Source organism: Kingella potus (genome assembly GCF_900451175.1).
Lineage (GTDB): Bacteria > Pseudomonadota > Gammaproteobacteria > Burkholderiales > Neisseriaceae > Neisseria > Neisseria potus.
In genome coordinates this window covers 1-24,009 of sequence record NZ_UGJJ01000002.1, presented here as the reverse complement: position 1 = coordinate 24,009, position 24,009 = coordinate 1, and the positions used below count along the sequence as shown (strand labels likewise).

The 24,009-nt window shown below is 61.9% G+C and carries 33 protein-coding genes and 1 pseudogene; 9 read left to right on the top strand and 25 right to left on the bottom strand.

All coding sequences use genetic code 11. From position 1 onward, the window contains the following. The first annotated feature begins 217 nt into the window (after positions 1–217). A complete protein-coding gene (locus tag DYE40_RS12280) occupies positions 218–469 on the top strand; it encodes a hypothetical protein (RefSeq protein WP_147286602.1) in 252 nt (83 codons plus the stop codon). Positions 470–695: 226 nt separating this feature from the next. On the opposite strand, the gene DYE40_RS06500 is transcribed toward DYE40_RS12280, so the two are convergent. The 7 genes and pseudogenes from DYE40_RS06500 to DYE40_RS06470 form a co-directional block, all read right to left on the bottom strand. Further along, positions 696–1,613, bottom strand: coding sequence for a fatty acid desaturase family protein (locus DYE40_RS06500; RefSeq protein WP_115308349.1), 918 nt, complete (start codon positions 1,611–1,613; stop codon positions 696–698). 74 nt (positions 1,614–1,687) lie between these two features. After that, on the bottom strand, positions 1,688–2,581 hold the full coding sequence (locus tag DYE40_RS06495) for a patatin-like phospholipase family protein (protein WP_115308348.1): 894 nt from the start codon (positions 2,579–2,581) through the stop codon (positions 1,688–1,690). A 177-nt stretch (positions 2,582–2,758) separates the two neighbouring features. Beyond that, positions 2,759–3,550, bottom strand: a complete 792-nt coding sequence (locus DYE40_RS06490) for a class I SAM-dependent methyltransferase (protein ID WP_115308347.1) — start codon at positions 3,548–3,550, stop codon at positions 2,759–2,761. A gap of 77 nt (positions 3,551–3,627) precedes the next feature. Beyond that, the gene (ruvA, locus tag DYE40_RS06485) at positions 3,628–4,206 is read right to left on the bottom strand and encodes a Holliday junction branch migration protein RuvA (RefSeq protein ID WP_115308346.1); all 579 of its coding nucleotides are present in this window, start codon (positions 4,204–4,206) and stop codon (positions 3,628–3,630) included. 266 nt (positions 4,207–4,472) lie between these two features. After that, positions 4,473–4,763: pseudogene (locus DYE40_RS13280) on the bottom strand (septal ring lytic transglycosylase RlpA family protein); the annotation flags it as partial. A 387-nt stretch (positions 4,764–5,150) separates the two neighbouring features. After that, positions 5,151–5,615, bottom strand: coding sequence for a tRNA (cytidine(34)-2'-O)-methyltransferase (locus tag DYE40_RS06475; RefSeq protein ID WP_115308345.1), 465 nt, complete (start codon positions 5,613–5,615; stop codon positions 5,151–5,153). Positions 5,616–5,665: 50 nt separating this feature from the next. Continuing rightward, positions 5,666–6,376 carry a ComF family protein gene (locus DYE40_RS06470; RefSeq protein ID WP_244731554.1) on the bottom strand — a complete coding sequence of 237 codons (711 nt, stop codon included), beginning with the start codon at positions 6,374–6,376 and terminating at the stop codon, positions 5,666–5,668. Here DYE40_RS06470 and bioH point away from each other — a divergent pair. The 4 genes from bioH to DYE40_RS06450 all read left to right on the top strand — a co-directional run bounded on the left by bioH (position 6,375) and on the right by DYE40_RS06450 (position 10,290). Then, a complete protein-coding gene (bioH, locus tag DYE40_RS06465) occupies positions 6,375–7,115 on the top strand; it encodes a pimeloyl-ACP methyl ester esterase BioH (RefSeq protein WP_244731555.1) in 741 nt (246 codons plus the stop codon). The genes DYE40_RS06470 and bioH overlap by 2 nt on opposite strands. 87 nt (positions 7,116–7,202) lie before the next feature. Continuing rightward, the gene (locus tag DYE40_RS06460; protein WP_115308342.1) at positions 7,203–7,718 is read left to right on the top strand and encodes a hypothetical protein; all 516 of its coding nucleotides are present in this window, start codon (positions 7,203–7,205) and stop codon (positions 7,716–7,718) included. 52 nt (positions 7,719–7,770) lie between these two features. Then, positions 7,771–8,748, top strand: coding sequence for a Rieske 2Fe-2S domain-containing protein (locus DYE40_RS06455; RefSeq protein WP_115308341.1), 978 nt, complete (start codon positions 7,771–7,773; stop codon positions 8,746–8,748). A gap of 552 nt (positions 8,749–9,300) precedes the next feature. After that, entirely contained in the window at positions 9,301–10,290 is a 990-nt protein-coding gene (locus tag DYE40_RS06450; protein WP_115307219.1) for a tyrosine-type recombinase/integrase, read from the top strand. An 11-nt stretch (positions 10,291–10,301) separates the two neighbouring features. Here DYE40_RS06450 and lysC read toward each other — a convergent pair whose 3' ends face one another. Both lysC and DYE40_RS06440 read right to left on the bottom strand, forming a co-directional pair. Next, positions 10,302–10,550, bottom strand: coding sequence for an Rz1-like lysis system protein LysC (gene lysC / locus DYE40_RS13215; RefSeq protein ID WP_425451168.1), 249 nt, complete (start codon positions 10,548–10,550; stop codon positions 10,302–10,304). Next, positions 10,453–10,785, bottom strand: coding sequence for a hypothetical protein (locus DYE40_RS06440; protein ID WP_115307218.1), 333 nt, complete (start codon positions 10,783–10,785; stop codon positions 10,453–10,455). The genes lysC and DYE40_RS06440 overlap by 98 nt, the downstream gene beginning before the upstream one ends. Before the next feature lie 87 nt (positions 10,786–10,872). On the opposite strand from DYE40_RS06440, the gene DYE40_RS06435 reads away from it, so the two are divergent. Then, entirely contained in the window at positions 10,873–11,058 is a 186-nt protein-coding gene (locus DYE40_RS06435; protein WP_115307217.1) for a type II toxin-antitoxin system HicA family toxin, read from the top strand. 53 nt (positions 11,059–11,111) lie between these two features. Further along, the gene (locus DYE40_RS06430) at positions 11,112–11,519 is read left to right on the top strand and encodes a type II toxin-antitoxin system HicB family antitoxin (protein ID WP_115307216.1); all 408 of its coding nucleotides are present in this window, start codon (positions 11,112–11,114) and stop codon (positions 11,517–11,519) included. Here DYE40_RS06430 and DYE40_RS06425 read toward each other — a convergent pair. Together DYE40_RS06425 and DYE40_RS06420 are read right to left on the bottom strand one after the other, a co-directional pair. Then, on the bottom strand, positions 11,506–11,976 hold the full coding sequence (locus DYE40_RS06425; protein ID WP_115307215.1) for a lysozyme: 471 nt from the start codon (positions 11,974–11,976) through the stop codon (positions 11,506–11,508). The genes DYE40_RS06430 and DYE40_RS06425 overlap by 14 nt on opposite strands. 36 nt (positions 11,977–12,012) lie before the next feature. Further along, complete coding sequence (locus DYE40_RS06420) at positions 12,013–12,225, bottom strand: hypothetical protein (RefSeq protein WP_115308340.1); 213 nt, start codon at positions 12,223–12,225, stop codon at positions 12,013–12,015. A gap of 628 nt (positions 12,226–12,853) precedes the next feature. Between DYE40_RS06420 and DYE40_RS06415 the strand changes: the two genes are divergently transcribed. Then, positions 12,854–13,699 (top strand): Rha family transcriptional regulator, encoded by an 846-nt coding sequence (locus tag DYE40_RS06415; protein ID WP_115308339.1) that lies wholly within the window; start codon positions 12,854–12,856, stop codon positions 13,697–13,699. A 234-nt stretch (positions 13,700–13,933) separates the two neighbouring features. On the opposite strand, the gene DYE40_RS06410 is transcribed toward DYE40_RS06415, so the two are convergent. From DYE40_RS06410 to DYE40_RS06360, 11 genes are all read right to left on the bottom strand, one after another. Beyond that, entirely contained in the window at positions 13,934–14,203 is a 270-nt protein-coding gene (locus DYE40_RS06410; RefSeq protein ID WP_147286534.1) for a hypothetical protein, read from the bottom strand. Then, a complete protein-coding gene (locus DYE40_RS06405; RefSeq protein ID WP_115307209.1) occupies positions 14,200–14,574 on the bottom strand; it encodes a hypothetical protein in 375 nt (124 codons plus the stop codon). The genes DYE40_RS06410 and DYE40_RS06405 overlap by 4 nt, the downstream gene beginning before the upstream one ends. Positions 14,575–14,688: 114 nt before the next feature. Further along, positions 14,689–14,916 (bottom strand): hypothetical protein, encoded by a 228-nt coding sequence (locus DYE40_RS06400; RefSeq protein ID WP_115307208.1) that lies wholly within the window; start codon positions 14,914–14,916, stop codon positions 14,689–14,691. A 77-nt stretch (positions 14,917–14,993) separates the two neighbouring features. Beyond that, complete coding sequence (locus DYE40_RS06395) at positions 14,994–16,826, bottom strand: hypothetical protein (RefSeq protein WP_147286533.1); 1,833 nt, start codon at positions 16,824–16,826, stop codon at positions 14,994–14,996. 54 nt (positions 16,827–16,880) lie between these two features. Next, entirely contained in the window at positions 16,881–17,246 is a 366-nt protein-coding gene (locus DYE40_RS06390) for a hypothetical protein (protein ID WP_244731562.1), read from the bottom strand. Further along, the gene (locus DYE40_RS06385; protein ID WP_115307206.1) at positions 17,243–18,151 is read right to left on the bottom strand and encodes a hypothetical protein; all 909 of its coding nucleotides are present in this window, start codon (positions 18,149–18,151) and stop codon (positions 17,243–17,245) included. Before DYE40_RS06385 ends, DYE40_RS06390 begins: the two co-directional genes overlap by 4 nt. Positions 18,152–18,257: 106 nt before the next feature. Then, positions 18,258–18,647, bottom strand: coding sequence for a HigA family addiction module antitoxin (locus DYE40_RS06380; protein WP_245944035.1), 390 nt, complete (start codon positions 18,645–18,647; stop codon positions 18,258–18,260). Then, on the bottom strand, positions 18,557–18,835 hold the full coding sequence (locus DYE40_RS06375) for a type II toxin-antitoxin system RelE/ParE family toxin (protein ID WP_115307204.1): 279 nt from the start codon (positions 18,833–18,835) through the stop codon (positions 18,557–18,559). Before DYE40_RS06375 ends, DYE40_RS06380 begins: the two co-directional genes overlap by 91 nt. Positions 18,836–18,949: 114 nt before the next feature. Continuing rightward, positions 18,950–20,656 carry a hypothetical protein gene (locus tag DYE40_RS06370; RefSeq protein WP_115308338.1) on the bottom strand — a complete coding sequence of 569 codons (1,707 nt, stop codon included), beginning with the start codon at positions 20,654–20,656 and terminating at the stop codon, positions 18,950–18,952. Next, positions 20,578–21,147 (bottom strand): hypothetical protein, encoded by a 570-nt coding sequence (locus tag DYE40_RS06365; RefSeq protein ID WP_115308337.1) that lies wholly within the window; start codon positions 21,145–21,147, stop codon positions 20,578–20,580. Before DYE40_RS06365 ends, DYE40_RS06370 begins: the two co-directional genes overlap by 79 nt. Positions 21,148–21,189: 42 nt before the next feature. Beyond that, complete coding sequence (locus DYE40_RS06360; protein ID WP_115308336.1) at positions 21,190–21,690, bottom strand: hypothetical protein; 501 nt, start codon at positions 21,688–21,690, stop codon at positions 21,190–21,192. Positions 21,691–21,803: 113 nt separating this feature from the next. On the opposite strand from DYE40_RS06360, the gene DYE40_RS06355 reads away from it, so the two are divergent. Then, the gene (locus DYE40_RS06355) at positions 21,804–22,073 is read left to right on the top strand and encodes a hypothetical protein (RefSeq protein WP_147286601.1); all 270 of its coding nucleotides are present in this window, start codon (positions 21,804–21,806) and stop codon (positions 22,071–22,073) included. Positions 22,074–22,116: 43 nt separating this feature from the next. Here DYE40_RS06355 and DYE40_RS06350 read toward each other — a convergent pair whose 3' ends face one another. From DYE40_RS06350 to DYE40_RS06340, 3 genes are all read right to left on the bottom strand, one after another. Beyond that, entirely contained in the window at positions 22,117–22,395 is a 279-nt protein-coding gene (locus tag DYE40_RS06350; protein WP_115308334.1) for a hypothetical protein, read from the bottom strand. 81 nt (positions 22,396–22,476) lie between these two features. Further along, positions 22,477–22,872, bottom strand: a complete 396-nt coding sequence (locus DYE40_RS06345) for a hypothetical protein (RefSeq protein ID WP_245944085.1) — start codon at positions 22,870–22,872, stop codon at positions 22,477–22,479. Between the two features lie 10 nt (positions 22,873–22,882). Beyond that, complete coding sequence (locus tag DYE40_RS06340) at positions 22,883–23,806, bottom strand: hypothetical protein (RefSeq protein ID WP_115308333.1); 924 nt, start codon at positions 23,804–23,806, stop codon at positions 22,883–22,885. Positions 23,807–24,009: the final 203 nt, after the last annotated feature.

The following is a 24,009-nucleotide window of genomic DNA, read 5'->3' as shown; positions in this document are numbered from 1 at the left end:
GCATTTGCGGCCTCTCCCGCACGACCGGCAGACTAAGGGCTTTGCAAAACGAAAATCCCCCGCCGGCGCGGGAATAACGGATGTCGGCAGCGGGACTTTGCGCAGGGTGCGCCGAGGCGGGGTACGCGCTCCACGGCTTTCGGGCAGAGGCCGTCTGAAAAAGCATCTGCCGCGTGCGCGGCTGTGCCGCACACCCTACACAAATCCCGCGTAGGGTGTGCCGCCCCAAAGCGGCGCACGCGTTCTCCGATTTTTAGAAAAAGGCCGTCTGAAAACGGACAAAGTGCGTTTCAGCGGAGCAAAACCGATGAATCCGACGCAAACCCACTCCCTCCCCTGCGCCAACGCGGGGGAGGGTTGGGGTGGGGGTGGCGGTTCGCAGAGCCGCTTTTCCACCCGAAAACGCAAACGCAGCCGAAGCGGCAAAGCCCCCACCCTAGCCCTCCCCTGCGTGCGGGGGAGGGAATAACGTCCTCAGTTTTGCCGAAAAATATGCTGCCCACATTGTCTGCACGCAGCGGGAGGGAGCAGAGGCCGTCTGAAAAACATCGGCCGCGTGCGTGGCTGCGCCGCACACCCTACACAAATCCCGCGTAGGGTGTGCCGCCCCAAAGCGGCGCACGCGTTCTCCGATTTTTAGAAAAAGGCCGTCTGAAAACAAACAAAGTGCGTTTCAGCGGAGCAAAAACCCGTTTTCACACGATGTCCCGTTCGGTAAAGCGCGGAAAGTCTTCAATGCGGCGCGGGCCGCGCAGGCAGGCAAGCCACACATCGGTGAAACGCGGGCCGCGTGCGGGGCGGCGGAACAGCTCGTACCACGGCAGTTCGGGATGGCGGTGGTGGGTGAGGTGCAGGTGGTAGTTGAGGAACACCAGCCGCAAAAGGCGCGGCACGGCCAGATTCCACGCGCCGTTTTTGCAGTCGGGCGGCGAAAAGGCGTGGTCGGTGTATTGCAGCGAACTCCACACAAAGCCGAAGGCGGCATAGCAGGCCAGCCAGCCGCCCCACGTCCAGTCCAAAGCCCATGCCCAGAAAAGCTGCCACGCCGCCGCGCCGAACACTTCCAAACGGGCGGACATGCCGAGGCGGTCGAGTGCGCCGATGTAGTCGTCCGCCCCCGTCTGCACGCCGCCGCGCCTGCCGAAGGCGCGGACAAGGGCGCGGCGCAGAAAGCGCGGCGTGAGGGCGTAAAGCAGCACGCCGAGTACGGACACCGGCCAGTAAACGCCGGTGTAGATGGCATACCATTGGGCGTATTTCAGCCACAACACATCGCCCTCGTGCAGGATGTCAAACTGCTCCGAGGGCGATCGGTTGTTGCGGTGGTGGGTCAGGTGGAACACGCGCTGCACGGACAAGCCGGTGGGAAACCAGGCCGCCGCCAGCCGTCCGCACCATTCGTTCAGACGGCCTCTGCCGCCCTTTTTTCCCGCCGCAAACACGCCGTGCACGCATTCGTGCAGCAGCGAGAACATGGTGTTGTTGGACAGGGAAAACAGCAGCACGGCGGGCAGCGCGCCCCACAGCGGCGCGTGCGAGGCGGCGGTGAGCAGGGCGAGGTTGGCGCAGGCGGCGGCGGCGAGAAGCAGGATGTTGCGGGCGGCGGGGGTCATGGCGGCGGGATCGGCTGGTTGCGGGGCGGCGGCTTGGAGGCCGTCTGAAAAACGGGCGGACGGCCTGTGCGCCGTCAGTAGCGGTAGGCGGACAGCCTGCGTTTGATTTCGGGCAGGGCGGCGCGGGCGGCGGCTTCGCCCGCTTTGATGGCCTGCCCTTTGCGGTCGAAGCCGCCCACCGCGCCGAAACCCTGCACCTGCGGTTTGATCACGACATCGGCTTTGCCCAGCTCGCTGTTGAGGGCGGCGGTGTTCATGATGTTGAGCGTTTGGTCGAGGTAGGAGAAGAAACTTTTGTCGGGCGCGTTGTCCGGTTTGGCGGAAATGTCCACCGCGATGACGAAGTTTGCGCCCTGCTGCCGCGCGGCGGTTACCGGCACGGGCTGCACCAGGCCGCCGTCCACGTATCTGCGCCCGCCGATTACCGCCGGCTGGAACACGTTGGGAATGGCGGCGGAGGCGCGGACGGCCTGTCCGGCGTTGCCACGGTTGAAGGCCACGGCCTTGCCGCTGGAAAAATCGGTGGCGACGGCGGCGAATTTGAGCGGGAATTTTTCAATCGGGCGGCCGCCGACTTTGCGGTTGACATATTCTTGCAGCTTGTCGCCCTTGATAAAGCCGCCCGAGGAGAGGGTCAGATCCACCAAGTCGGTTTTGCCGAGGATCTCGGCTTCGAGCTCCATGCGGTCGGGCGACATACCCGATGCGTACAGGCTGCCGACCAGCGCGCCCGCGCTGGTGCCGGTTACGACTTTGACGGGAATGCCGTTTTCTTTCAGCACTTTGAGAATACCGATGTGGGCGAAGCCTTTGGACGCGCCGCCGCCGAGGGCAACGGCCACCACGGCCTGCGGCTTCTGCTTCGGCGGGGTGTGTACCTGCGGCGGCGGGGTGTTGCCGCTCGGGCAGGCGGCGAGCATGAGGGCGGCAGCAGCGGCGAGAAAAGCGCGGCGGGTTTGCAGTTTCATATTTTTCCTTTGTTATTTAAACAGTTAAACATATCCAAAGCGTTTTCAGACGGCCTCTCGGCCTTGACAGGCCGTCTGAAAACACGGACGGGCTTGCCGCAGCGGCATTGGTGTCTGTTTGGCGGTTTCCGCGTAGGAAGCGCGGACAGGCCGTGTGATGCGGCGGTGTTTGCACTATCAGGACGCTTGGCCACGCGGGAAAAAGCGCACTTCGCTTTCGCCTGCGGGCAGGTGTTTTTTCTTCAGCGCGTGGCCGTATACGGTTTCCAGAGTGATGTGGCGCAATTCGCCGCTCTGCCACATTTTGTCCGTTGCGGCGCGGGCGGCGGCGGGATCGTCGAAATCAAGGGCGCGCCACAGGCCGAGTGTGTCCGCGTCCTGCCAGAAGGTGTCGGCGTGGCGGTAGTCGAGACGCAGGGCGGCGGTGTCGGTTACGGGATCGTAAAACCCGCTGTCGGCCAGCATATCGCCGAGATCGTGCATATCGACGAGGGCGGGGGCGCGGGCGGCAATGCCCTGCGCGTTCAGACGGCCTGTGAGTTCGGCCAGGGTGTCGCGGCCGAAATGGGTGAAAAACAGCAGGCCGTCGGTTTTCAGGGCGTGCGCCCAAGCACGGAATACGGGCAGGGGATCGGCTTCGGTGGCCAGACCGAGGTTGGACCAGAGCATATCGGCGCAGGCTTCGGGCAGGGGGGCGGACAGGCTTTGGCAGTGCTGCGGCACGGTTTTGCCGGCCAGTCTGGCCAAAAGGCCGCTTTTGCGCTCGGCGGCGGCGGCCTGCAAAAAACCGGCGCGGGGGTCGTATTCGGAAAAGGCGGCTTTGGGATAGCGGGCGCAAAGCAGGCTGCGGCTGACATCGCCGTCGGCTCCCGCCAGCAGGATGTGCTGCGGGGCGGTTTTGAAGAGGGCGAGCCGCGAATCGGCCGTTTGGGCGAGGTAGCGGTGGATTTGCCAGCGGTCGTTGTTCATGGGGAATCCGTGTGCGGCGGAAGAGGCCGTCTGAAAAGCCGAAGCGGCGGCGGACTGTTCAGACGGCCTGCCGCCGTTTATTTCATCAGGTTTTTCAAGGCCAGGCGCACGCCTTCGCCCACTTCGGTGTCGGGCGGGATGCCTTTGGCGGCGGCGCGGGCTTCGCGTTCGCTGTAGCCGAGGGCGAGCAGGGTTTGGACGATGTCTTCGCCGCCGCCGTCCTGCGGGGCGGGCAGGCCGTCTGAAACGGCGGCGGGGGCGAGTTTGCCGCGCAGCTCCAAAATCATGCGTTCGGCGGTTTTTCTGCCGATGCCGGGCGCGGCCGAGAGGCGTTTGACATCCTCTTGGGCAATGGCTTGGGCAAGCTCTTCCGTGTTCATGGCCGAGAGTATGCCCAGCGCGGTTTTCGCCCCTATGCCGCCAACCTTGACCAGTTGGCGGAAGGCGGCGCGTTCTCCTGCTTCGGCAAAGCCGTAGAGCAGGTGCGCGTCTTCGCGCACGACAAGCTGGGTGTAGAGGCGGACGTTCGCACCGACAGGCGGCAGGACGCAGAAGGTCTGCATGGAAACTTCGGCTTCGTAGCCGATGCCGTTGACATCGATGACGATTTGCGGCGGATGCTTTTCGGCCAAAACTCCGGTGAGGCTGCTGATCATTGTGGGGACTTTCGGTAATGGGGAACGGCGGGCGGATTATATAGCGGAACAAAATAGGAAAGATACAAGGCCGCAGGCAGTACGGGCGGCACGGCGGTGCGGCAGGTTTTTTGTCCTGTGGCAGCGGTAAAACAAAAGCCCGTGCGTGCGGCGCGGGCTTTTGTGCTGCTGCGGATGCGTCAGATGGGGGTTTGGCCTTTTTTCTTCGCATCGGTAACGATGCCGTTGCGGCGGTTTTGCTGCCGGATGGTTTTGCCGTCGGCGGCGATTTGTTCGATTTTGACCTGTGCGGTGCCGGTGCGGATGAAGCCGAGCTCTTGGGCGGCGGCTTTGGAAAGATCCAGTACGCGGTTGCCGTGGTAGGGGCCGCGGTCGTTGATGCGCACGACAACGCTTTTGCCGTTGGCAAGATTGGTTACGCGCACGCGGCTGGAAATCGGGAGGGTGCGGTGCGCGGCGGTGAGGGTGTTCATGTCAAACCGCTCGCCGTTGGCGGTTTTCCTGCCGTGGAAACCGGGGCCGTACCACGAGGCTTTGCCGGTTTGGCTGAATTTTGCGGCTTTGTCGGATTTGGCTTTATCGGATTTGGCGGCTCTGTCGGCCTTAGTGTTTTTTTTCGCCGCCGTTTGGCTGGCGGAGGATTTTTTGGCAGCGGGCGCGGCTGCGGCCTGCTGTGCTGCGGAGGCGGCTGCGGCTGCGGCGCGGGGTGCGGCGGCTGCGGGAGGGGCGGTTTCAGCGGCGGGCGCGGCAGGCTGCTGCTGCGCGGCGCAGGCGGAGAGGGTAAGGGAGGCAAAAATGCCGGCAAATAAAGTGTTTTTGGTTTGTATCAAAACGTGGTCCTGTTCCGGAGTTGGTAGGGGTGGGTGCCGCATTTGCGTTTTTTCCATACGCGCTTTGTACTGCGGCGGGGTTTCAGAAAGGCCTTTCCCGCGCGGGCGGGCTGCTTACAGGCCGTCTGAAAAGCCGTTCTGCCGCCATGCTTCAAAAACCATGACGGCAACGGTGTTCGATAAATTCATGCTTCTGCTGCCCAGGCGCATCGGCAGGCGGATTTTGCGCTCCGGCGGCAGGCCGTCGAGGATTTCGGCGGGCAGGCCGCGCGTTTCGGAGCCGAACAAAAACACATCGCCTGCTTGAAACGCCGCCTGATCGGGGCGGGTGCTGCCTTTGGTGGTGAGCGCGAAAATGCGGCGGCCTTGCAGGGCGGCCATGCAGTCGTCGAAATTCTCATGGACGCTGACGCGGGCAAACTCGTGATAATCAAGCCCCGCGCGTTTCATTTTGGCCGAATCGAGCGGAAATCCGAGCGGCTTGACCAAGTGCAGATCCGCGCCGGTGTTGGCGCACAGCCGGATGATATTGCCGGTGTTCGGCGGGATTTCCGGCTGGTGCAAAACGACAGTAAACATAAAATCAGATACTTGAAACGCGCGCACTATGCCGCCATGCGGCGGGTGCGTCAAGATTTTTGCATTTTTGCCTGCGCCAGCGTCCAGCAGCATACCCGCGCAGCCCCCGCCCGCTTTAAGGTTCGCGCAAGTTCGGCCAATGTCGCGTTAGTGGTGGCAACGTCGTCGATTAACAGCAGATTGCGTTTTTTAACGCAGGCATGCACTTCAAACAGCCCTGCGGCGTTTTTGCGCCGCTCTTTATAAGGCAGCGTGCTTTGCGGCACGGAAGGCCGTCTGAAAACCGTGTCTTCGGGCAGGATGTCCAAACGGAAAAACGGCGCAACCAGGCGGGCGAGTTCGGCGCACTGGTTGAAACCGCGCTCCGTCAGCCGCGCACGGCTCAGGGGCATGGCGAGAATGCCGTCGAAATGTGCGCCGTTCAGCCACGGCGGCGGCAGCGCGGCCATCGTACAGGCGAGCGGACGGCGCAGACCGATCCTGCCCAAGTGCTTAAATTCGTGCAGAATCCCGCTAATCGGCGGCTCGTAGAAACACGACGACCACAGCAAATCGAAGGGCGGCGGTTTCTTTTGGCACGCACCGCAGGGCGCAATGCCGTCGCCTGTGCCGCCGCACTGCGGGCAGACACGCTCGGGCGGCACGGCGTTTTTCAACAAATCGGCCATGCAGCCGCCGCAGATGCCGCCGAAAGCCCGCGCGTGGCATAATGCGCAGCGTTCCGGCTCGAAAAGCCGTTTCCATTTGGAGAACATTCCCATGACAAGCCATTCTTCCCATTCGGTTTATCTGATACACGGCTGGGCCGCGAACGGCCGCATCTTCGACCCGCTGCGCCCGCTGCTGCCCGCACACTGGCAGGTACACGCACCCGATCTGCCCGGCCACGGGCAAACGCCGCCGGAGGGCGCGTTCGACATCGCCGCTGCCGCCGACCGCATCGCGGCGGAAATGCCCTGCAACAGCGACGTGCTGGGCTGGTCGCTGGGCGGCGTGGTGGCTCTCTTTATTGCCTACCGCCATCCCGACAAGGTGCGCCATCTCTGCCTCACCGCCTCGTTTGCCAAATTCCTTGCCACGCCCTCCTACCCGCAGGGTGTGGGCCGCCCCGCGCTGGACAAAATGGCCGGCCTGTTCCGGCAGGATTTTCCGAAATATATGCGGCAGTTTCTCGAGTTGCAACTGCTGAACACGCCGAACGCCGCAGCCGTCATCGACGCGGTGCTGCCCGGCCTCACGGAACACGGCACGCCGCCCGCGCTCGAAAGCGCGCTTTCCGCCCTTGAAAGCGCGGACGCGCGCCCTTTCCTGCCGCGCGTTTTCCATCCCGCGCTGTTGGTGTACGGCGGCAAAGACGGCCTCACGCCGCCGCGCATCGGCGGATATTTGCAGGAACACCTGCCCTGCGCCGAAACCGTCGTCATCGACAAAGCCGCCCACACGCCCTTCCTCAGCCATCCGGAAGAATTTGCCGCCCTCATCGCCCGCTTTTTCGGCTGAACGTTGTTTCAACGCTTTTCAGACGGCCGCCAAATACGCAGAGGCCGTCTGAAAACATCAAGGCCGCAGGCCGTCTGAAAGGACAATATGAAACTCAACGCCCGCTTCAACACCTTCACCCTGCCCCGCTACCGCGAAGCCATTGCAAACCACCAGCGTTACACCGACTTCAACCCGCTCGCGCTCTACCGTTCCATCGTCGAAAACGACAGGCTCGGCGACGCGGAAAAGCTCGAAGTCCTCGCGCTGGCCAACCAAGCCTTTCCGCGCTTTTACCGGCATCTGCTGCTCAAAGACCTCCACACCTACGCCGCCCTCTCCCGCCTCGGCCTCGAGCCTCTGTGCGACGTGCAGATGCGCCAATACACCGCCGGGCTGCGCCGCGAACAAGACAAAGAGTTTGCCAAACGCAAAATCCGCAACCGCCGCATCGGCGTGTACACCGTTTGCGAATGGGCCGACGGGGGCGAAGAGCGGAAATGGATGAACCGCCACAAATCCGTCAAAGCCTGCTGCGCCGCCGACAAACCGCCCGCCCACCGGCAAAACCGCAAAGGCCAAGTGCGCGACATCCGCCGCCTGCTCGACGAAGAAAACGGCTGAGGCCGTCTGAAAACGCCGTTTCAACGCAATTAAAAAACAAAAAACAGGAAAAATGACCGAACACGATCCCGCCGAATCCCAATGGCACCACTGGCCGCGCTGCTGGTATCCCGCCGCCCGCGCCGACGGCTTTGCCCCCGGGCAAATCCGCAGCGGCCACATCGCCGGCCGCCAATGGGTACTCTACCGCGCCGCCGACGGCACATTCCGCGCCGCCGACGCGTTCTGCCCCCACATGGGCGCACACCTCAAAGCCGCCTGTGTCGCTGGGCAGGCACTGCGCTGCGGCCTGCACGGCTGCCTGATCGAGCCGCAGCAAAACCCCCGCATTTCAGACGGCCTCCCCGCAATCGGGGAAGGCTGCCGCCTGCCCGCGCAAGGCTGGCCGTGTGCCGAACGTTTCGGCCTCGTCTGGCTGCATCCCCCGCTCCTGCCCGGGCAAACCGCCCCGCCCCTGCCCTTTGCCGACAACGGCCATCTGCGCCTGACCGCCTCCCGCATCATCCCCGCCGACTGGCGCGCCATGATTTGCAACGGCTTCGATTTGTCGCACATGGCCATCGTCCACCAGCGCACCCCCGAAGGCGAACCCGTGTTCGACCACACGGCCGAAGGCGGCATCAGAATGCGTTTTTCCACCCGCATCCTGCCCAAAGGCGGCTTTTCAAGCTGGCTCATGCAGCGGCTCTCGGGCGGACGCATCGAACTCGCCCACACCTGCAACGGCAGCAGCATCATGGTGGAAAGCCGCGTCGGCCGTTTTGCCACCAGCGGCATCTTTGCCCTGCTGCCGCAGGATCCCCCCGACACCCCGCCCGAACACCGCCGCACCCTCGCCTTCGCCTCCATCGGCATCCCCCCCTCCGCCACCCTGCCCCGCCTGCAACTGTATCTCGCCCGCTTCCTCTATCTGGCGTTTTTGAAAAAGGATTTCGCCATCGTGGAAAATATGCGCCTCAAACTCGACGGCGCGGACGACCCCGCCGTCTTGCAGGCCGCGCGTTACCAAAGCACGCTGGAAAGTCTGTAAAGCCCGTACGCCGTCCCGTCGGCCGGATTTGCGGAACGGCGGCTGTATCAAGGCCGTCTGAAAATACGGTTTTCAGACGGCCTGTTTGTCCGTTCTTACCCGCTGCGGGGCGTGCCGTCCCGGCGGCGTACGCGCCGGATTCTCCGCCGCAGGGTGTGTCGCCCCAGCGACGCACGCGTTTTAAGCGATTCGTGTATAGCACCCGTTTTTATGTTATGCGGACACAGAGGCAGCCTGAATCTCCAAGCCGCGTGCGTGGCTGCGCCACACACCCTGCACAGGCCGTCAGCGCGAAAGCAAGTTAAGAGGCCGTCTGAAAAACGGATTTTTCCCTTTTCAGACGGCCTCTGCTGCGAAAGTAGGGTGTATCGCGCAGCCACGCACGCGGTTGGCAGATGCCGGCGGCAAGCACTGGAAATAAAAAACCATTACTTCGTATTGTTGCATATTGCGTGAAAAATCAACAGCTAAAAATCAAGATAGCGGACTATTGCAAGCCGTTGGCACATTTGGCGTTATACTCTTTGCACCAAATTTGCACCAAAAAACGATATGGCAACCATTACCCAGCGCAACGGAAAATACCGCGCCCAAGTCCGTCTTCGCGGCGTTTCCAAGTCCGCCACTTTCGAGCGGCATGCGGATGCGAAAGCGTGGGCGGCGCGGATGGAGACGCTGATTCTTGACGGCGTGCAGGGCAACGCCGACCGCAATACTTATTTCGCCGACATTTTACAGCGTTACTTGAGCAGCGTAACCCCGACGCGGCGCGGCGCGAAGTTCGAGGGTTTGCGCATCCGGGCATTTCTGCGCGATCCGCTGGCTGAAATTCGCCTTGACGACCTGCGGCCACAGCACTTTGCCGACTGGCGCGACAGGCGGCTGCAGCAGGTATCGGCGGGCAGCGTGCTGCGTGAAATCGGCATCTTGTCTGCCATCTGTACCCATGCCGTAAAGGAATGGGGGCTGCTGCGGGAAAATCCTTTGTCCAAAATCAGCAAACCCAAAGAACCGAAAGCCCGCACGCGCAGGCCGTCTGAAAGCGAGATTGACGCACTCTGCACCGCCCTGCTCTACTCGTCCGATGCCAAGCCCGAGCTGGTTTACCAGCGGGCGGCGGCGGCGTTTCTGTTTGCGGTGGAAACAGCGATGCGGGCAGGCGAAATCTGTGGTCTGAAGTGGCGGGACATTGATTTCAAACGCCGTCTCGCTCATCTGCCCATGACGAAAAACGGCCACAGCCGCGATGTTCCTTTGTCGCGCCGCGCCTTGTCTATCTTGGAGCAATTGCGCGGCATAGACGACACCCGCGTCTTCGCGCTGGATACGGGAACGCTGGATGTCGTGTTCCGCCGCGCCCGCGACAGTTGCGGCATTGCGGATTTGCACTTTCACGACAGCCGCCGCGAAGCCTTGACGCGGATGGCAAAAAAAGTCCCCGTGGAAACGCTGGCAAAAATCAGCGGCCACAGGGATTTGCGGATTTTGCTCAATGTCTATTACAACCCTGATATGGCCGAAGTGGCTGATTTGCTGGATTGAGTATGCGGGTTTTACTTGAACACCGAAACCAGCGCGTTGTGTCTCTCGGCGCAGTCTTTGTACAGATGCACGGTCTGCAATGCCCAGGGCAGGATGTCCGCGCCCGTCGTTCCGTCCAATGGCTGCAACTTGGCGCAGGGCTGCACCAAATCGGCGGGCGGTTTATTCTGCGATGGCGGCGTTGAGTTGGCGCAGGCCGTCAGTATCGATGCAGTCAGTATGGTAAACAGGGCGTTCGATGGTTTTCTGCACTTGCACATAGCGTATCCTTTCTTTCTGCTCGCGTTCGGCCTTTGCGGCCTGATAGTCTGCGCTCGCCTGCCGCGCGGCTGCAGCCTGCTTCTGCGCCGCTTCTGCCAGCGCAAGGCTGATTTCGGCGGCCTTGTCGGCCTGCCCGCGTCTGTATTGCGCGGCGCGGTCGGCCTGCCATGCGGCAAACAGCGCAACACAGAGGGCGGCGGCAAGGGCGGGTTTCCAATGTTTTAAAAACAACATTAATTTTCTCCAAAAATACACAAAACGCTTGCCCTTACTTGCTTTTTGTGTAATAATACACACATCTTAAACAAACAAGGAAAGGATATGAAAAGCAGGGAGTTAATCGCTATTCTCGAAGCCGGCGGCTGGCAGCTTGTCCGAGTGAAAGGCAGCCACCATCAGTTTAAGAAAGACGGCGTTCCACACTTGATTACCATCAGCCATCCCGAAAAAGACGTATCTTTGGGGCAACTGAAAGATGCAAAAAAGAAATCGGGTTTGGATTTTTGAAACAAACGCCCCGCAAGGGGCTTTCCCTGCCATATCCGAAAAAAGGACAAAGCATGATTTACTATCCGGCCGCCCTGTTTCAAGATGCGGGGCAAAGCGGCTACGGCATAGTCATTCCCGACCTGCCCGGCTGCTATCCTGTGGGCGATACGGTGGAGGAGGCCTTGGCCGACGCGAAAGCCGCCGCCGCGTTCCACATTGAGGGCATGATTGCCGAGAGCTTGGAATATGTTACCGCGCCGCGCGGCATTGCCGAGCTGCGCAGCCTGCCCGATTATGCCGACGCGCTTATGTGGGTGTTGGTAGAGGTGGATGAAACCGTGTTTTCCAAACAGACGCGCTTCAATGTGAGCTGGCCGCAGTATTTGCTCGACCGCGTGGACGAATACACCGCCATACACCATGAAACACGCAGCGGCTTTCTCGCCCGTGCCGCGCTGGACGCGCTCAACCGTTCCTGAAAAACTCTTTCTGTTCTTCTTTGCGGCGGTTTTCCAGCCCGCGCACCACGCGCCCGCCTGCTTTGTTCCACAGGGCAAAGGCGGCGCAGGCGGCCTGATAGCGTTTTTCGTTCAGCAGGCGCACGGCGGAGGATTTGGCAAAGGCCGCTGTGCCGATGTTGTAGCAGAGCGAAACGCAGGCGTTAAACTGCGACTGGGTGAGCGGGGCGCGGACGTATTGGCGCACCGCCGCTTCGTAGCTTTGCACCTGGTTGAGAAATTCGGCGCGGATTTCGGCTTCGCTCATGCTGTCGCCCATTTTCACGCGCTGGCCTGCGCGTGCGCCCAGCGTGTAGCGGATGAAGCCGATGCCTATTGTCGGAATCCCCGCGCTGTCGAGATAGGCGCGGCTGCGCGTGCCTTCGAAGCGGGCAAGCAGGGCATAGCCCGTGTTGTCGAGTTTGAGGTTTTCATTCATTTGCTTTTCCTTTCTTGCTTTGAGGCCGTCTGAAAGCTACTCCCCCAGCCATTCTTTGCAGATTTTCAGCAAAGCCTGCGTACGGCTGCCGCCCGCTTTGGCTATGGCCGCGTCGATAATGTCCATTTCCGCCGCTTTGGCGCGGATCGTGTATTGGCGGTATGCACCGCTGGACAGTTTTTTCTTGGCCGCTGCTGCCGCTGTGGCCGCCCGCAGTTTTTTAGAATGCTCGGTATTGGCGTTTGCCATGATATTGCTCCTTAAACGTTTTTGTATTAGAGTAGCATCCGTTCGGAAAGATGGATAAAGGGCAGCGGTGTTCTGCCGCCCTTCTTGTTGCTTCAATCTGCTATGTTAGTATGCTGGGGAGCAAGCCAACAAGAGCATGATAAATAAGACAACTTTTACCATCTTTGCTACTCCTTCCTATCCGGACTTAACTAGCCCCGCTTGGCTGCCACCTTGCGGGGCTTAGTGCTTTCCGAATGGTTGTATTATATCATTATTAGTAACAAAGTCAAGTCATTTCTGCGGATTTTTTTAAGCTAAATCGTTGATTTTTTCGGGAAGTCCAAAATTGGGGAGGCCGAAACGTCAAAAAGCATTTGACAAATTTGAGATGTTGAAATTATTATGCCGCTTCCTACTTCATAAGCTGCACCGCGCCAGTTGCGCGATTTTTCATATCTCGAATTTCCCCACGGCTGTTTTTCAGACGGCCTGTTCAAGTTTCAATGGGGTTGCGGGTATCGGCAACGACCCGGCGTTCTTATGACGTAGGACAACCCCGCCTGATTCTGCTTACTGCTCAAAATTGAGCAGTAAGCGAAAATCAAAGAGTTAGGCAGTTTCCAATCCTAAACATAAGGAGTTCATCATGAACGCAGTAGCAAACTTCCAAGACTTTGTTCAAGTCAAACATTCCCAAACCGTTACCACCAGCGAATTTATCGCTCAAGCATTCAAAAAACAGCACAGAAATGTACTGCGCGACATTGAAAATCTGCTGGCCGATATAGACCCCGCGTTTGCCGCACAAAACTTCAAAGCCGTGGAGCGCGTGCAAAAAACAGGTTTCGGCGAACGCAGCACCCGCGCCTACGAGCTGACCAAAGACGGCTTTATGCTGCTGGTTATGGGTTTCACGGGCAAAGCCGCACTGGCAATTAAAATTGCCTACATCCAAGCCTTTAACACAATGGCCGAGATGCTGGCAGGCCGTCTGAAAGCCGAATCCGCCCCGACTTCCGTTGACGAGCGCACGCCGCTGCGCCAAGCCGTGTCCGCTTTGGTGGGGCTGCGGCGGGTGGACTATTCCACGGCCTACAATATGGTGCACCAGCGTTTCGGCGTGGAGAAAATCGAGGATTTGCCGCGCGAAATCCTGCCCGATGCGGTGCGCTATGTCCACGCGCTGACGCTGGACAATGCTTTGACGGGCGAGGTGTTGGAGCGGCTGGACAGGCCGTCTGAAAAACATCTGGCCGACCATGAAATCCACAATCTTGCCGTGTGCCTGAAATATCTTTCCGACAGCATGGACTTCCTGCGCCCGCTGTCCGATTCGCTGCGCGGCTTGGGCAGCCACTACGCAGGCCGCGCTTTCTCGCTCTCGCAAGAGCCGCATACGTGGCTGCACTCCGCCAAACACAGCCTGACGCGGCTTGCCGACGGCCTCCAAGACCCCGCGCCCGTGCGGCAGATGCTGGGGCGGATGCTGTAAAGGCTGCGTGCGCGGCCGGTGCGGCACGCACCGGCTGATTTCCGCGTGGGGTGTGGCGCAGCCGCGCACGCGGTTTTTGCTTTGGCGGTAGGGGTGTCTGTTGCGGGGTTTGGGACGCGTGCGTCGCTTTGGCGACACACCCTACGTGTTTTTTCAGACGGCCTCTGTGGTTTGGGTAGGGTGTGTGGCGCAGCCACGCACGCGTTTGTCCTGCCTGCCTGCTTTTCAGACGGCCTACCAGTTGCGCGCCCTGCTGTTTCGCAAACGCCAGGTCTGGGCGGCGAAGTAGGCGGCTGTGGCGGCGTTGAGGATGACTTCGTGCGGGTTGGCGGTGTCGGCCGAAGAGGCGGCCACGCCGACGGCGGAAGCGAGCAAGACGGCGTGTATCCACAATTCGGGCTGGCGCAGCGTCCAGCGTTGCACGGTGAGGCGGCAGGCGCAGTGCACGAAGATGAGCAGCGCGGATGCGAGGTTGGCAAGATTCATCAGGGATGGGGCGTTCATGCTTTGTCCTCCTTTTTCAGACGGCCTAAGATATGCTCGCGCACCAGCGGCAGCAGCCACGGCCAGCCGCCGCCAAGCACGACGGGCAGCAGGGGTTTGAGCAGTTCGGCGGCGCGCTGCGGGTCGAGTGCGCCGCGCTGCACCAGCCATTCGGCCAGCACGGGCGAAACCGCGCCGGCCAGAAGCATGGACAGCAGGATGGAGAAGAAGCCGGCTTGGCGCGAGGCGGCCGGATGCAGGCCGCGCACCACCGCGCCGGATAAGCCGCCGAGTATCAGCGCGTCCAGCGGCATGCCGAACAGGGTGCCGACGATGCCGATGCCGCCTATGCTGTACAGGTAGGCGGCGGAAGTGCTTGTTTCGATGGGCATGGTTTTTCCTTTGTTTTCAGACGGCCTGTTGCGGCCGTTGCGGTTTGCGCCGCTGTTTTCCCTTATCTTGATTGTGTCTTTTCAGACGGCCTGTTGCGCCGTGTACCGCTTCACTCATACGGCAATATCGCTTATGTCCGAATCGGGCGCGGGGGCTAGGATGCTGCCCGTGCCTGCGTCGTAGAACACGCGCCGCCCCGCTTCGCCCTGCCCGCGCAGGATGACGGTGCGGCCGCTTTGCGTTTGCGCCTGCCATGTGCCGCCGCCGAGATCGGTGGTGAGTGTGGCGGCGGCGCGGGTGTGGCGGTCGGTGAGGCTGATGAGTTGTTGGTAGAGGTTCACGGGCTTTCCTTTTGGTTTTCAGACGGCCTTTGCCGTTATCCGGCGGGGGTGCTTTGCGGCATAGGACGCGTGCGCGGCTAGTCGGCGATGTAGCGGTCTATGCTGACGGTTTGCATGACGACGGGCGCGTCGTTTTCGATTTCGACGGACAGGGTCAGGCCGGTTACCACGCCCTGCCAGTTGCCGCTTGGCTCTTGGATTTCCCAGATTTCGCCCAATTCGGCGCGGGATATGGCGTATTTTTCCGCTACGGGCAGGGTTACGGATTCGGTTTTGTGCGTGCCCGCTTCGTTGAGGGCGGCGACTCCGGCGGCTTCGAGAACGGACAAATCGGTGTAGAGCGGGCCGATCAGGGCGGCGGCGCGGGGTTCGCGGCTGCTGCCTTTTTTGTACACGTCGGCGGCTTTGCCCTGATTGTGTTCGGCATAAACGAATACGCCGGAGGCGGTGGGGCGGACGGACAGGCTGCCGCTGATTCTGACGATGACGGAGGCGGGGATGACGCGGTCGGGCGCGGCCTGCTGCCAGGCGGGGGCTTTGCGTTTGGGCAGGACGGAGATTTCGCCGCGCGCCGGATGGCTGTATACGAACGCGCCCGCCGTTTCGGCCAGCTCGCGCACCACGGCCATCGGGGTCTTGCCTTCGGTGGAATAGATGCCGCCGGGTATCAGCCAGTCGGCGGCCTGCCAGTCGGCAATGCGGATGCCGCTGTATTTAAGGGCCTGATCGGCAATCTGACGGGCGTAGATCGGGTTGTCGATGAGGCCGCCGCGCCGTGCGGCGTAGCTTTCGCCCAGCCGTGCGCTGCGGCTGCGGCCGGAAACGGTGTAGCTTTTTTGGCCGAAGCTGCGGTTGTCGCGGTATTCCTCTGCGAGTATGGCGAAGGTTTCGCCGTTGATGTCTGCTTCAATCAGGGCTTCGCGGCCTTTTTCGCGCCCGTCCATATCCAGGCGGGCGAAGTCTTCGGGCGGGATGGTCAGGCTGCCCAGCCAGCAGTAGCCGGAAGTGTCGGCGGTGAACGAGGCGGAAAAGAGTTCCAGCGGTTTGCCGCCCGCTGTGGCGCGGATTTTGTTTTCAATCATGTAAACCTTCAAAATGGGCGTGTGCGCCTGCGCATCGCAGGCAAAGGGCAGCGGCACGGCGGCGGGATGGTGGACGATGTGGCGGCGGCGCAGCGGCAGCGGCAGGCGGTCGGACTTGGGGCGTTTGCCGCACAGATGGGTTTCGGGATCGGGCGGGGTCGGTATGGGGATGTCGTGCCATTCGCACGGCGGGCGCAGGGCTGCGCTGTGGCGTGTGCGCAGGCAGGCGCAAAGCGGCTGTTTGTGCAGCAGGCCGAGTGCGGCGCAGCGTGCCAGCGGCTGCTGTGCGGTGGTGGTTTGCACGGTGCAGGCGCGTGCCTGCGACAGGGCGGACAACACCGCTTCGGTGCAGCGGCGCAGCTTGGCGTAGCGGCCGGTATGGGCGGCGGTGCAGCGGCGCAGTTGTTCCGCCTTGCCGTAGCGGATAGCGGTGCGGCGTTGGAGGCCGTCTGAAACGCTTGTGTTTTGGGCGGCGCAGCGGCGCAGCTCTTGCATGCCAACCACGGCGGAGCGCAGGCAGGCGGAGAGCGGCAGGCTTTCGCTCTGCACAAAGCGGGGCGCGGCCTGTACTTCGAGGCCGTCTGAAAAGGCATTCAGGCACCCGACAGCCCCCGCTGCGGCGGCATTCGGAAACGCGAAAGCGGCGGCTACCGGCACGCGGCGGCTTGGCGGCGGCGCGGGCGGATCAGACGGATCGGGCAGACTGCCGCCCTCCTCCGTCTGCCCCAACAGGCGCGCAAAGGGCAGCGGCAGGGCGGCGGCGTTTGTGCCGGACAGAGGCCGCCCAAAGGGCAGCGGCAGGGCGTTGTATTTGACGGAATCGGACATGTTCAGACCTTGCGGCATAGGACGCGTGCGTCGCAAGCGACACACCCTGCGCGCTTAGGGGGTATCTTCCACGGCGCGGACGTAGTCGTAACAAACGGGTTCGTATTGCCGCTTGTGGTCGAGGGCGATGACAAGGAAATCCTGTCCGGTGTCCAATTGCTCGAACAGATAGCTGCCGTCGTCGGCAGACCAGGTGTCGTCGATGACTTTGAAACGCTCGCGCTCAATCAGCAGGATGCGGCGGGATGCGGGCCTGCCGCCGACGGTAACGATGCCGATACCGCGTCCGGCGATGATGCCGCGCCCGTGGTTGCGTTCCCTGTACTGCACAAACCGGGCGGCAAAAACCTGATTCTGCGGCACGGCATGGCGCGTCCGCCGCCATGTGAGGATGCGCGGGGCAAAAACGCTGTTCATCATATTTCCCAATATGAGGTGTTTACCAAAACGGCGGTATCGCGCTGGTTGCCGTCGCCAAAGTCCATGCAGATGAAATTTTCGCCGGCGAGCTGGTCAAAACGGGTGCCGACGGGAACGGCGGACATACGCTCGGCCACGGCAGAGATGCCCGGCAGCAGCCCGCGCGGCATAGTGAGGCTGTTGGCGTATTCCATAATGTATACGGGGAAGGCGGAAAAGCCGCCGGAAACAGGCGAGGGGTATTCCTGCGGAGTCTCGTTTGCAGAATATAGAGAAAATGCGGCAGTTTGCAGATTTGCGCCCGCGCCTTTTCTCAGGCCGTCGTAGGATTTGAGCAGCGCGGCAAAAGTGTATGCGCTACCACCGCGCGAATAAAACCCCCTTGGAACAATGTTTTGCCCGTAGGATTGGCCGAAGGAGCCGATGCAAACCATATTGCCGTTGTCGCCCGCCGAGAGCGTGGGAAAGTCGCCGAAATACAGATAGCGGCAGCCGCCGCCGCGCCCTTCCGCAAAAAAGGCAAAGCCGCGCGGGCAGGCAATCAGCCACCATTTGCGTGTTTGGTAAGAATAGTCGGTCAGATGCAGGTTCTGTGTTTGGTTGAATACCGCTTCGCCGCTGTCGATGCCGCTCATGGCGGTGTAGGCCTGTATGTAGGCAATGCCGGCCGTGCCGTTGTCGATGCGGATGAGGCCGCGCGGCGATTTGGGGTCGGCGGGGCGCAGGGCGATTTTGTTGTTGCCTTCAAAAGCCGCCTCCCAGCCTGCGGCGGCTTTCGCGCCGTAGCCGGTAAGCAGGCAGGCTTTGAGGATGGTTTTGAATGCGCCGGCGGCGTTTGCGAGCTTGGGCGCGGAGGGGTCTTCGGAGGTGTAGAGGGTAACGGGGACACGTTCGGTGCGCAGCATGGGGTTTCCTTTCTGTCGGGCAGGCTATGGTAGGGAAAACCCCGCTGCCGCGCGGTCTGCGCGGTTTCACTGCAATAAAAATCCCGCCATGGGGCGGGATTCGTGTTCAGGCATAAGCAGGGATGATGTGCGGCCGCTCTTTTTGGCCGGCCTGCCATAAATCGTAATCGGCTTGCTGGTGCAGCCAGCTTTCGGGGCTGGGGCTGTTTTCGCCCAGCCATGCGTGCAGTCTGATTGCCATGTCCGCGCTGATTCCCGCTTTGCCGTTTAGCAGGCGGGAAAGGGTTACGCGGGACACGCCAAGCTGCCGCGCGGCTTCGGTAACGCTCAATCCCAAAGCGGGCAGTATGTCCTCTCGGATGGTTTCGGCGGGGTGCGGGGGGTTGTGCATCTGCATGGGTTTTCCTAGTGGTAGTCTTGATAATCGACGATTTCGGCACGGCCGTTTTCCAGCGTAAAGGTAATGCGCCAGTTGCCGCTGACGGTAACGCTCCAATGGCCTTGCAAACTGCCTGCCAGCGGGTGCAGCCGCCAGCCTGCGATATTCATATCGGCGGGGTCGGCCGCGCTGTTGAGACGGGCAAGTATGCGGGCGATTTTGGGGGCGTGGGCGGCCTGTATGCCCGCCTTGCTGCCTGTTTCAAAAAACCTTTGCAGCCCTTTGTGCCTGAATGAAAGTATCATTTGTCTGTATCGCGTCTGTTTGCCATATTGTAACGCATGGCGATACAAAAAGACCAGTATCCGGCTTTTCGGAAACGTATTGCCGCGTTGATGCCCGAGGGTTTTCAGACGGCCTCAACCGTCGGCCACGGTGTTGCCGCGCAGGCAGGCGGTAAAGCCGTCGCGGCGGCTCTGCCGCTCGGGCGAGGGCTGCACGGCGCGCAAAATCCACACGGGCGTGGGCGTGCCGTAGGTGTTGAAACGCACGCAGTTTCTTGCCGCCCAGCCGCCGCCGAATGCCGTGCGCGGCAGCGTGAAATAAGGCTTGCCGGTGGCGGGGTTGGCGGGAGCCAGGTCGGACAGGGTGTCGCCTTTGGCAACCAGTCCGAGGGTTTCGCCGTACAGCTCGAACTGGTTTTCCGAGGTAAACAGAATCAGCCAGCGTTGCGTTACCGCGCCGCCGCTGATTAATTTGAACGGGTAGTTGCGCACGTCCAGCCGCGCAAGGATTTCTTCGCCGTCGATTTCGTCTTTCCAATGCCTGCTCCACGTCTGCTGCGAGAAAGGCTCGCTGGCGCGTACCAGCAAATCGCCGGCAATCAGGGCGGAAGAAACGTAGGTACCCGCTTTCGGATAAGCGCGGGACACGGGAAACTGCAGTTTCAGACGGCCCGATATGTCGGCGCGGGCAATGCGGTTTTCCTCTTCCCACGCCTGCACGGCCGTCAGCGGCATTTGGTAAGCGGACAAATCCAGCGGGTCGGCAAAGGCCAGCGTGCCGGCGGATACGGTGTAATGCTCGGACAGGACGTGTTTGCCCGCCGCGTCAGTCAGACAGACGCGGTCGGCATCCGGCCGCTCCAGCGGGATGCGCTGCCCGGCCGTGAACGCGCTGCCGAGGTTTTGTTTCAGGCGGTTGCCGATGACGATCATGTCGCCCTTGCGGAAGATGGGGACGCGGCCGTCGGCGGGCAGGCGCACGGAATCGATGCCGATGACGGAGGAATCGAGCGGGATGTCGTCCTGCAACACCACGTTGTAGCGCAGGGTGTCGGGCAGAAAGCCGCGCTCCCGTTCGATTTGGAAAAAGCCGGTGCGGTAGTCGATTTTGCCGGTAAAGTCTCCCGTAAGATTGCCTTCCGCGTCGGAGCGGGCGGAAATCAGGCCGCCGCCGCCCGATGCATAGACGGTAAAGCTCTCGGGCTTGACCGGTGCGCCGCCGACCCGGCCGCAGAAGCTGAAGGCGGGCTTGGGTTCGAGGGATACGATGCCCGCCGTTACTTTCAGCGCGGCCAGATTGAGCGAAGGATCGGATACCTGCACGTTGCCGTTTTCCAAATTCAGACGGCCTGCCGCTTCGCCGCGTCCGGTTTCGGGCTTGAAGTTTTTATACAGCACGCCGCCGCGCTCAATCAGCCGCACGCCGCCGATGTCAAACGCCCAACTGTCCTGCACCGGCCGCGCGCCCGACTGCGGCAGTACGTTGGCCCACACATTGGACGGCGTTTCGGTAAGGTGCACCTGACGGGTGGCGGTGCTGTCCAGATAGCGGCAGGCGGCGGCCTGAATTTGGTAGGCTACATTGGCAACCACGCGCTCGCGGCCGTATTCGGCGGCCTGCGACGCGCCGGGCAGGATTTGGACGCTGCCGGTGTCCTGCGAAGTGCCGGAGATGGCCAGGCCGAGCCTGTCCGGTTCGGGCAGGACGATTTTGCCGGTGCCGTAGTCGATTGTTGCGCCGGGCAGGGTTTTGCCGTCGGCCATCAGGCCGCCCGCGCCGTTGTCGGTAAAGGTGATTTCCTGTGCGCCGTAGACTTCTTTTTTGTCGTAGGCCAGCCGCAAATCGTGTTTTTCGCTTCGACGATTTGCGCACCGTTGACCATCTGTCCGGCTTGCAGGCGGTTGTATTTCATCTGCACCCAGCTTTCGGTCTGCACCGTGGCGCGGGCGGTGTAGGCCACGCGCAGGCACAGGCTGCCGGGCGCGATGCGGCCGAGTGTGAGGTTTAATGCACCGGTGGTCTGTTTGCCGACGCTGTATTCTTTCGCTTCGCCGGTGTAGGCCTGATAGGCGATTTCCACGGCTGCGGCTTCGAGGCCGTCTGAAACGGCCGCCCGCCCGCCGTAATAATCGACATAGCCCGCCGCCGCGCCTTTCAGACGGCCTGCTTCGTCTGTGGCCGTTTTGCCGTTCCACGACAGGCGCAGCGTGCCGGGCTTGATGAAGCCGCCGTCCGCAGCGGGCAGCACCGCGCCGCCGCCCAGGGTTTGACCGCCGGCTGCGTGCCCGCCTCTTTCGCGTCGTAGGTTTGGAACACGCTCTTGTCGCCCCATTGGAAAACAATGCGGCTGCCGACATCCGGCAGGGCGGGCAGATTAAGGACAACCGAGCCTGTGGCCGACACCGTGCCGCAGGCTTCGCCCGCTTCGTCGCGCAGAATGCCGCCGCCTTCGTCGGTGAGCGTGTACCACGCCCCCAAAGACATAAACGACACCGACAGCCCGGCAGGGGCGGACGGCAGCAGCGGGGGCAAACTGCGTGCCCTGATTGCTGTCTTTGATTTCCAAGAAAGCGGCAAAACGGGCGGCGTTGACCGGCACGGCGGGGATGGCGGACACGGTCAGGCCGTAGCTGTCGGGAAAGGCCTGTATCAGGCCGCGCCGGTAGTCGGCTTGCACGCTCTCGCCGCCGCGTACGAGCTGGCCGCGTCCGTTGTCTGCCCAGCCGTCTATCTCGATGCTGCCGGGCAGTACCGGATTTTCCAGCCAAATATCGCCCGAGGCTTTGGCGGCCGTCTGAAACACATTGCGGCGCGGCGCGGACGGCACCCACGTCTCGGAAGACACCGGATACGCGTCGGCTTCGGCGGTTTCCACCGTGGCGGTGGGACGAGTTTGGCAAAAATGCTCTCTACCAGCACTTGTGCGCCGCCCGCCGCCAAATCTTCGGCCAAAGGCTGCACGCCGCAATAATTGGCCGAATCGGCCACATGGGTTTCCAAAACCAGCGTTTCGGCATTGGCATAGCCTTCGGCCGGGTAGTCCACGCCTTTAAAGTCTTCGACCAGCGCGTTGGGAATTTCCATTTTCAGCACGCGCCGTTGGATTTCTTTGGTCTGCCCGCTGGGCAGTACGATTTCAAAGGTGCGGATTTCGTCTTTGACCGACGCAATGCGGAAAACTGCTGGCGCGTGCGGCTGCGGTTTTCCAAACAATACCGCTCGCCCACCTTCGGCAGCGGGGCTTCGACGCGCTGGTAGGCCTGCACCAGCCGACCGCCCGCCAAATGCCGCCCCAAAAGCGTCATGCGGCTTTCGATGGTCGGCACGCTGTATGCCTCAATGCCGGCAGAATATCGGCGCGGCTTTCGCCGTAGTTTTTTGCTTTAAACGCCAAATAAGACACGTTCTGCGCCTGGGGCGGCTCGGAAATAACCAGATGCGCCCCGTAGAGCGGCTCGGCATCGTCGCGCAGCACGCCGGGATAGACCAGCCGCGCGTCAAAACTGCCCATCGTCCTGTCCAAATCGGACACCGGCGGGAACAGTTCGTTGTCTTTGCCGGTGAGCGGCTCGCCCACCATCAGGCCGCCGCCGTCGGGCGGTCGGTGAGGCGTTGCGAGGGGTAAATCCGCAGGTCTTGCTGTGTGAGTTTTGCCATTTTGCTATACCGTCATTAAGTTAATTGTTGCCAGATAAGGCGTGTCGTCCGTTCGGGGGTGCGGAAGGCCACCGCCTCCGCCTTGCCGAACAGCTTGTCGTGCAGACGGAAGGCAAGTATCGAAACTGCGGCCGTCCGGCAGCGTCAGCGTCATGATTAAGCCCGCCGTGTCGCTCCAGCCGCGCAGCCGCAGCAAATCCGCCCGCCTGTGCCACGCCCAATCGCCGGAAAGGGTTACCGGGCGGCCGTTTTGCTTTACCCCCTGCTGGATAACGAGGCCGCCCGACAAAGTGCGCTGCGGCGCGGCCTGCGCCACCGCGCTCCATTCCATCTCGTCCTGCCACTGCATATCGTCCGGCAGGGCGAGGATTTCGCCGGTGTCTTTGCGTTTGAGCTGCATATCCAATCCTTTACACCATCCGCCGCAGGCCGTCTTTCAATTTTTCGATTAAGACCGCCGCCGCCGCATCGGCCACTTTCGCATCACGCCTTTCCAGCGCGTTTTTCCATTCTTCAATCAAGCCCGCCACCCCATCCCAGCCGATATTGATCTGCGGCTCGGCCAGGGCGGACAAATCGGGCGTTTTTTCCGCTTTCGCCTGCTTTTCCGCTTCGCGCTTTTCCCGCTGGCGGCGGAGAGTGCTCCTGCAATTCGGCCGCTTTGCGGTATTCGGCCGCCGTGCCGTCGTCCGCCGATTCTGCGGCTTTTTTCTTCCATGCTTCAATCTTGCGCCGCGCCTCCAATTCGTGCGCGGCCTCTTCGTTGCCGTCCAGTCCCGCCAGTTCCGCCTCCAAAGTTTCCCGCGCTTCTTGGCTTCGTTCTGCATTTCGCGCAGCTTCTGCCGCGCTTCGTCGATTTGCGCGTGCAATTTCGTCAGGCGCACGGAGTCGAGCTTGCCGGTGGCTTCGGCAGCGGCCTGCGCGGCGCGGGCAAGTGCCTGCTGGTTAATCGTGCCATCGCGTGCCATTTGCGACACGGCATCGCCCGCCTCTTCGGCTTCGCGGATGATGGCGGCAAAGCCGTCTTTGACCGCCTGCAATTGGTTTTTGTATTGAATCCAGCGCGTTACGCTCATGCTTTCGGGCTGGCCGACGTTGAAACGGTCGATTTCGGCATTGAGTGCGGCAAACTCTTCGCGCGTGAGCCTGATGTTGCCGTGCTGCGTGGAGAACACTTCGTGCAGGCGGGTAACGCGGCGCACCGCACCGGCGGCGGCTTTGTCCGCGCCCTGCGCTGCCTGCGCGGCGGCGTTGGCGGTTTGCGCTTCGGCATCCGCATGGGCGCGGGCGGCGTTGGCGGCCTGCTCGTGGGCGGCTTTTGCCGTGTCGCCCATCGCGCTGTGCCACCTCCGCGCTGCGGCGTTTCACTTCGGACAGGGTTTGGCCGTATTGCGCGGCGGTAATCAGGCCGTCTGAAAACGCCTGCCGCCTGCCGCCAGCGTTTTCGGCGGCATCATCGCGGCGGCTTTGACGGATTGGGCAAGACGATCGTAGGCCGTGCGCGCGCCGTCTGCGCCGTGTTCCGCCGCTTCGTTGA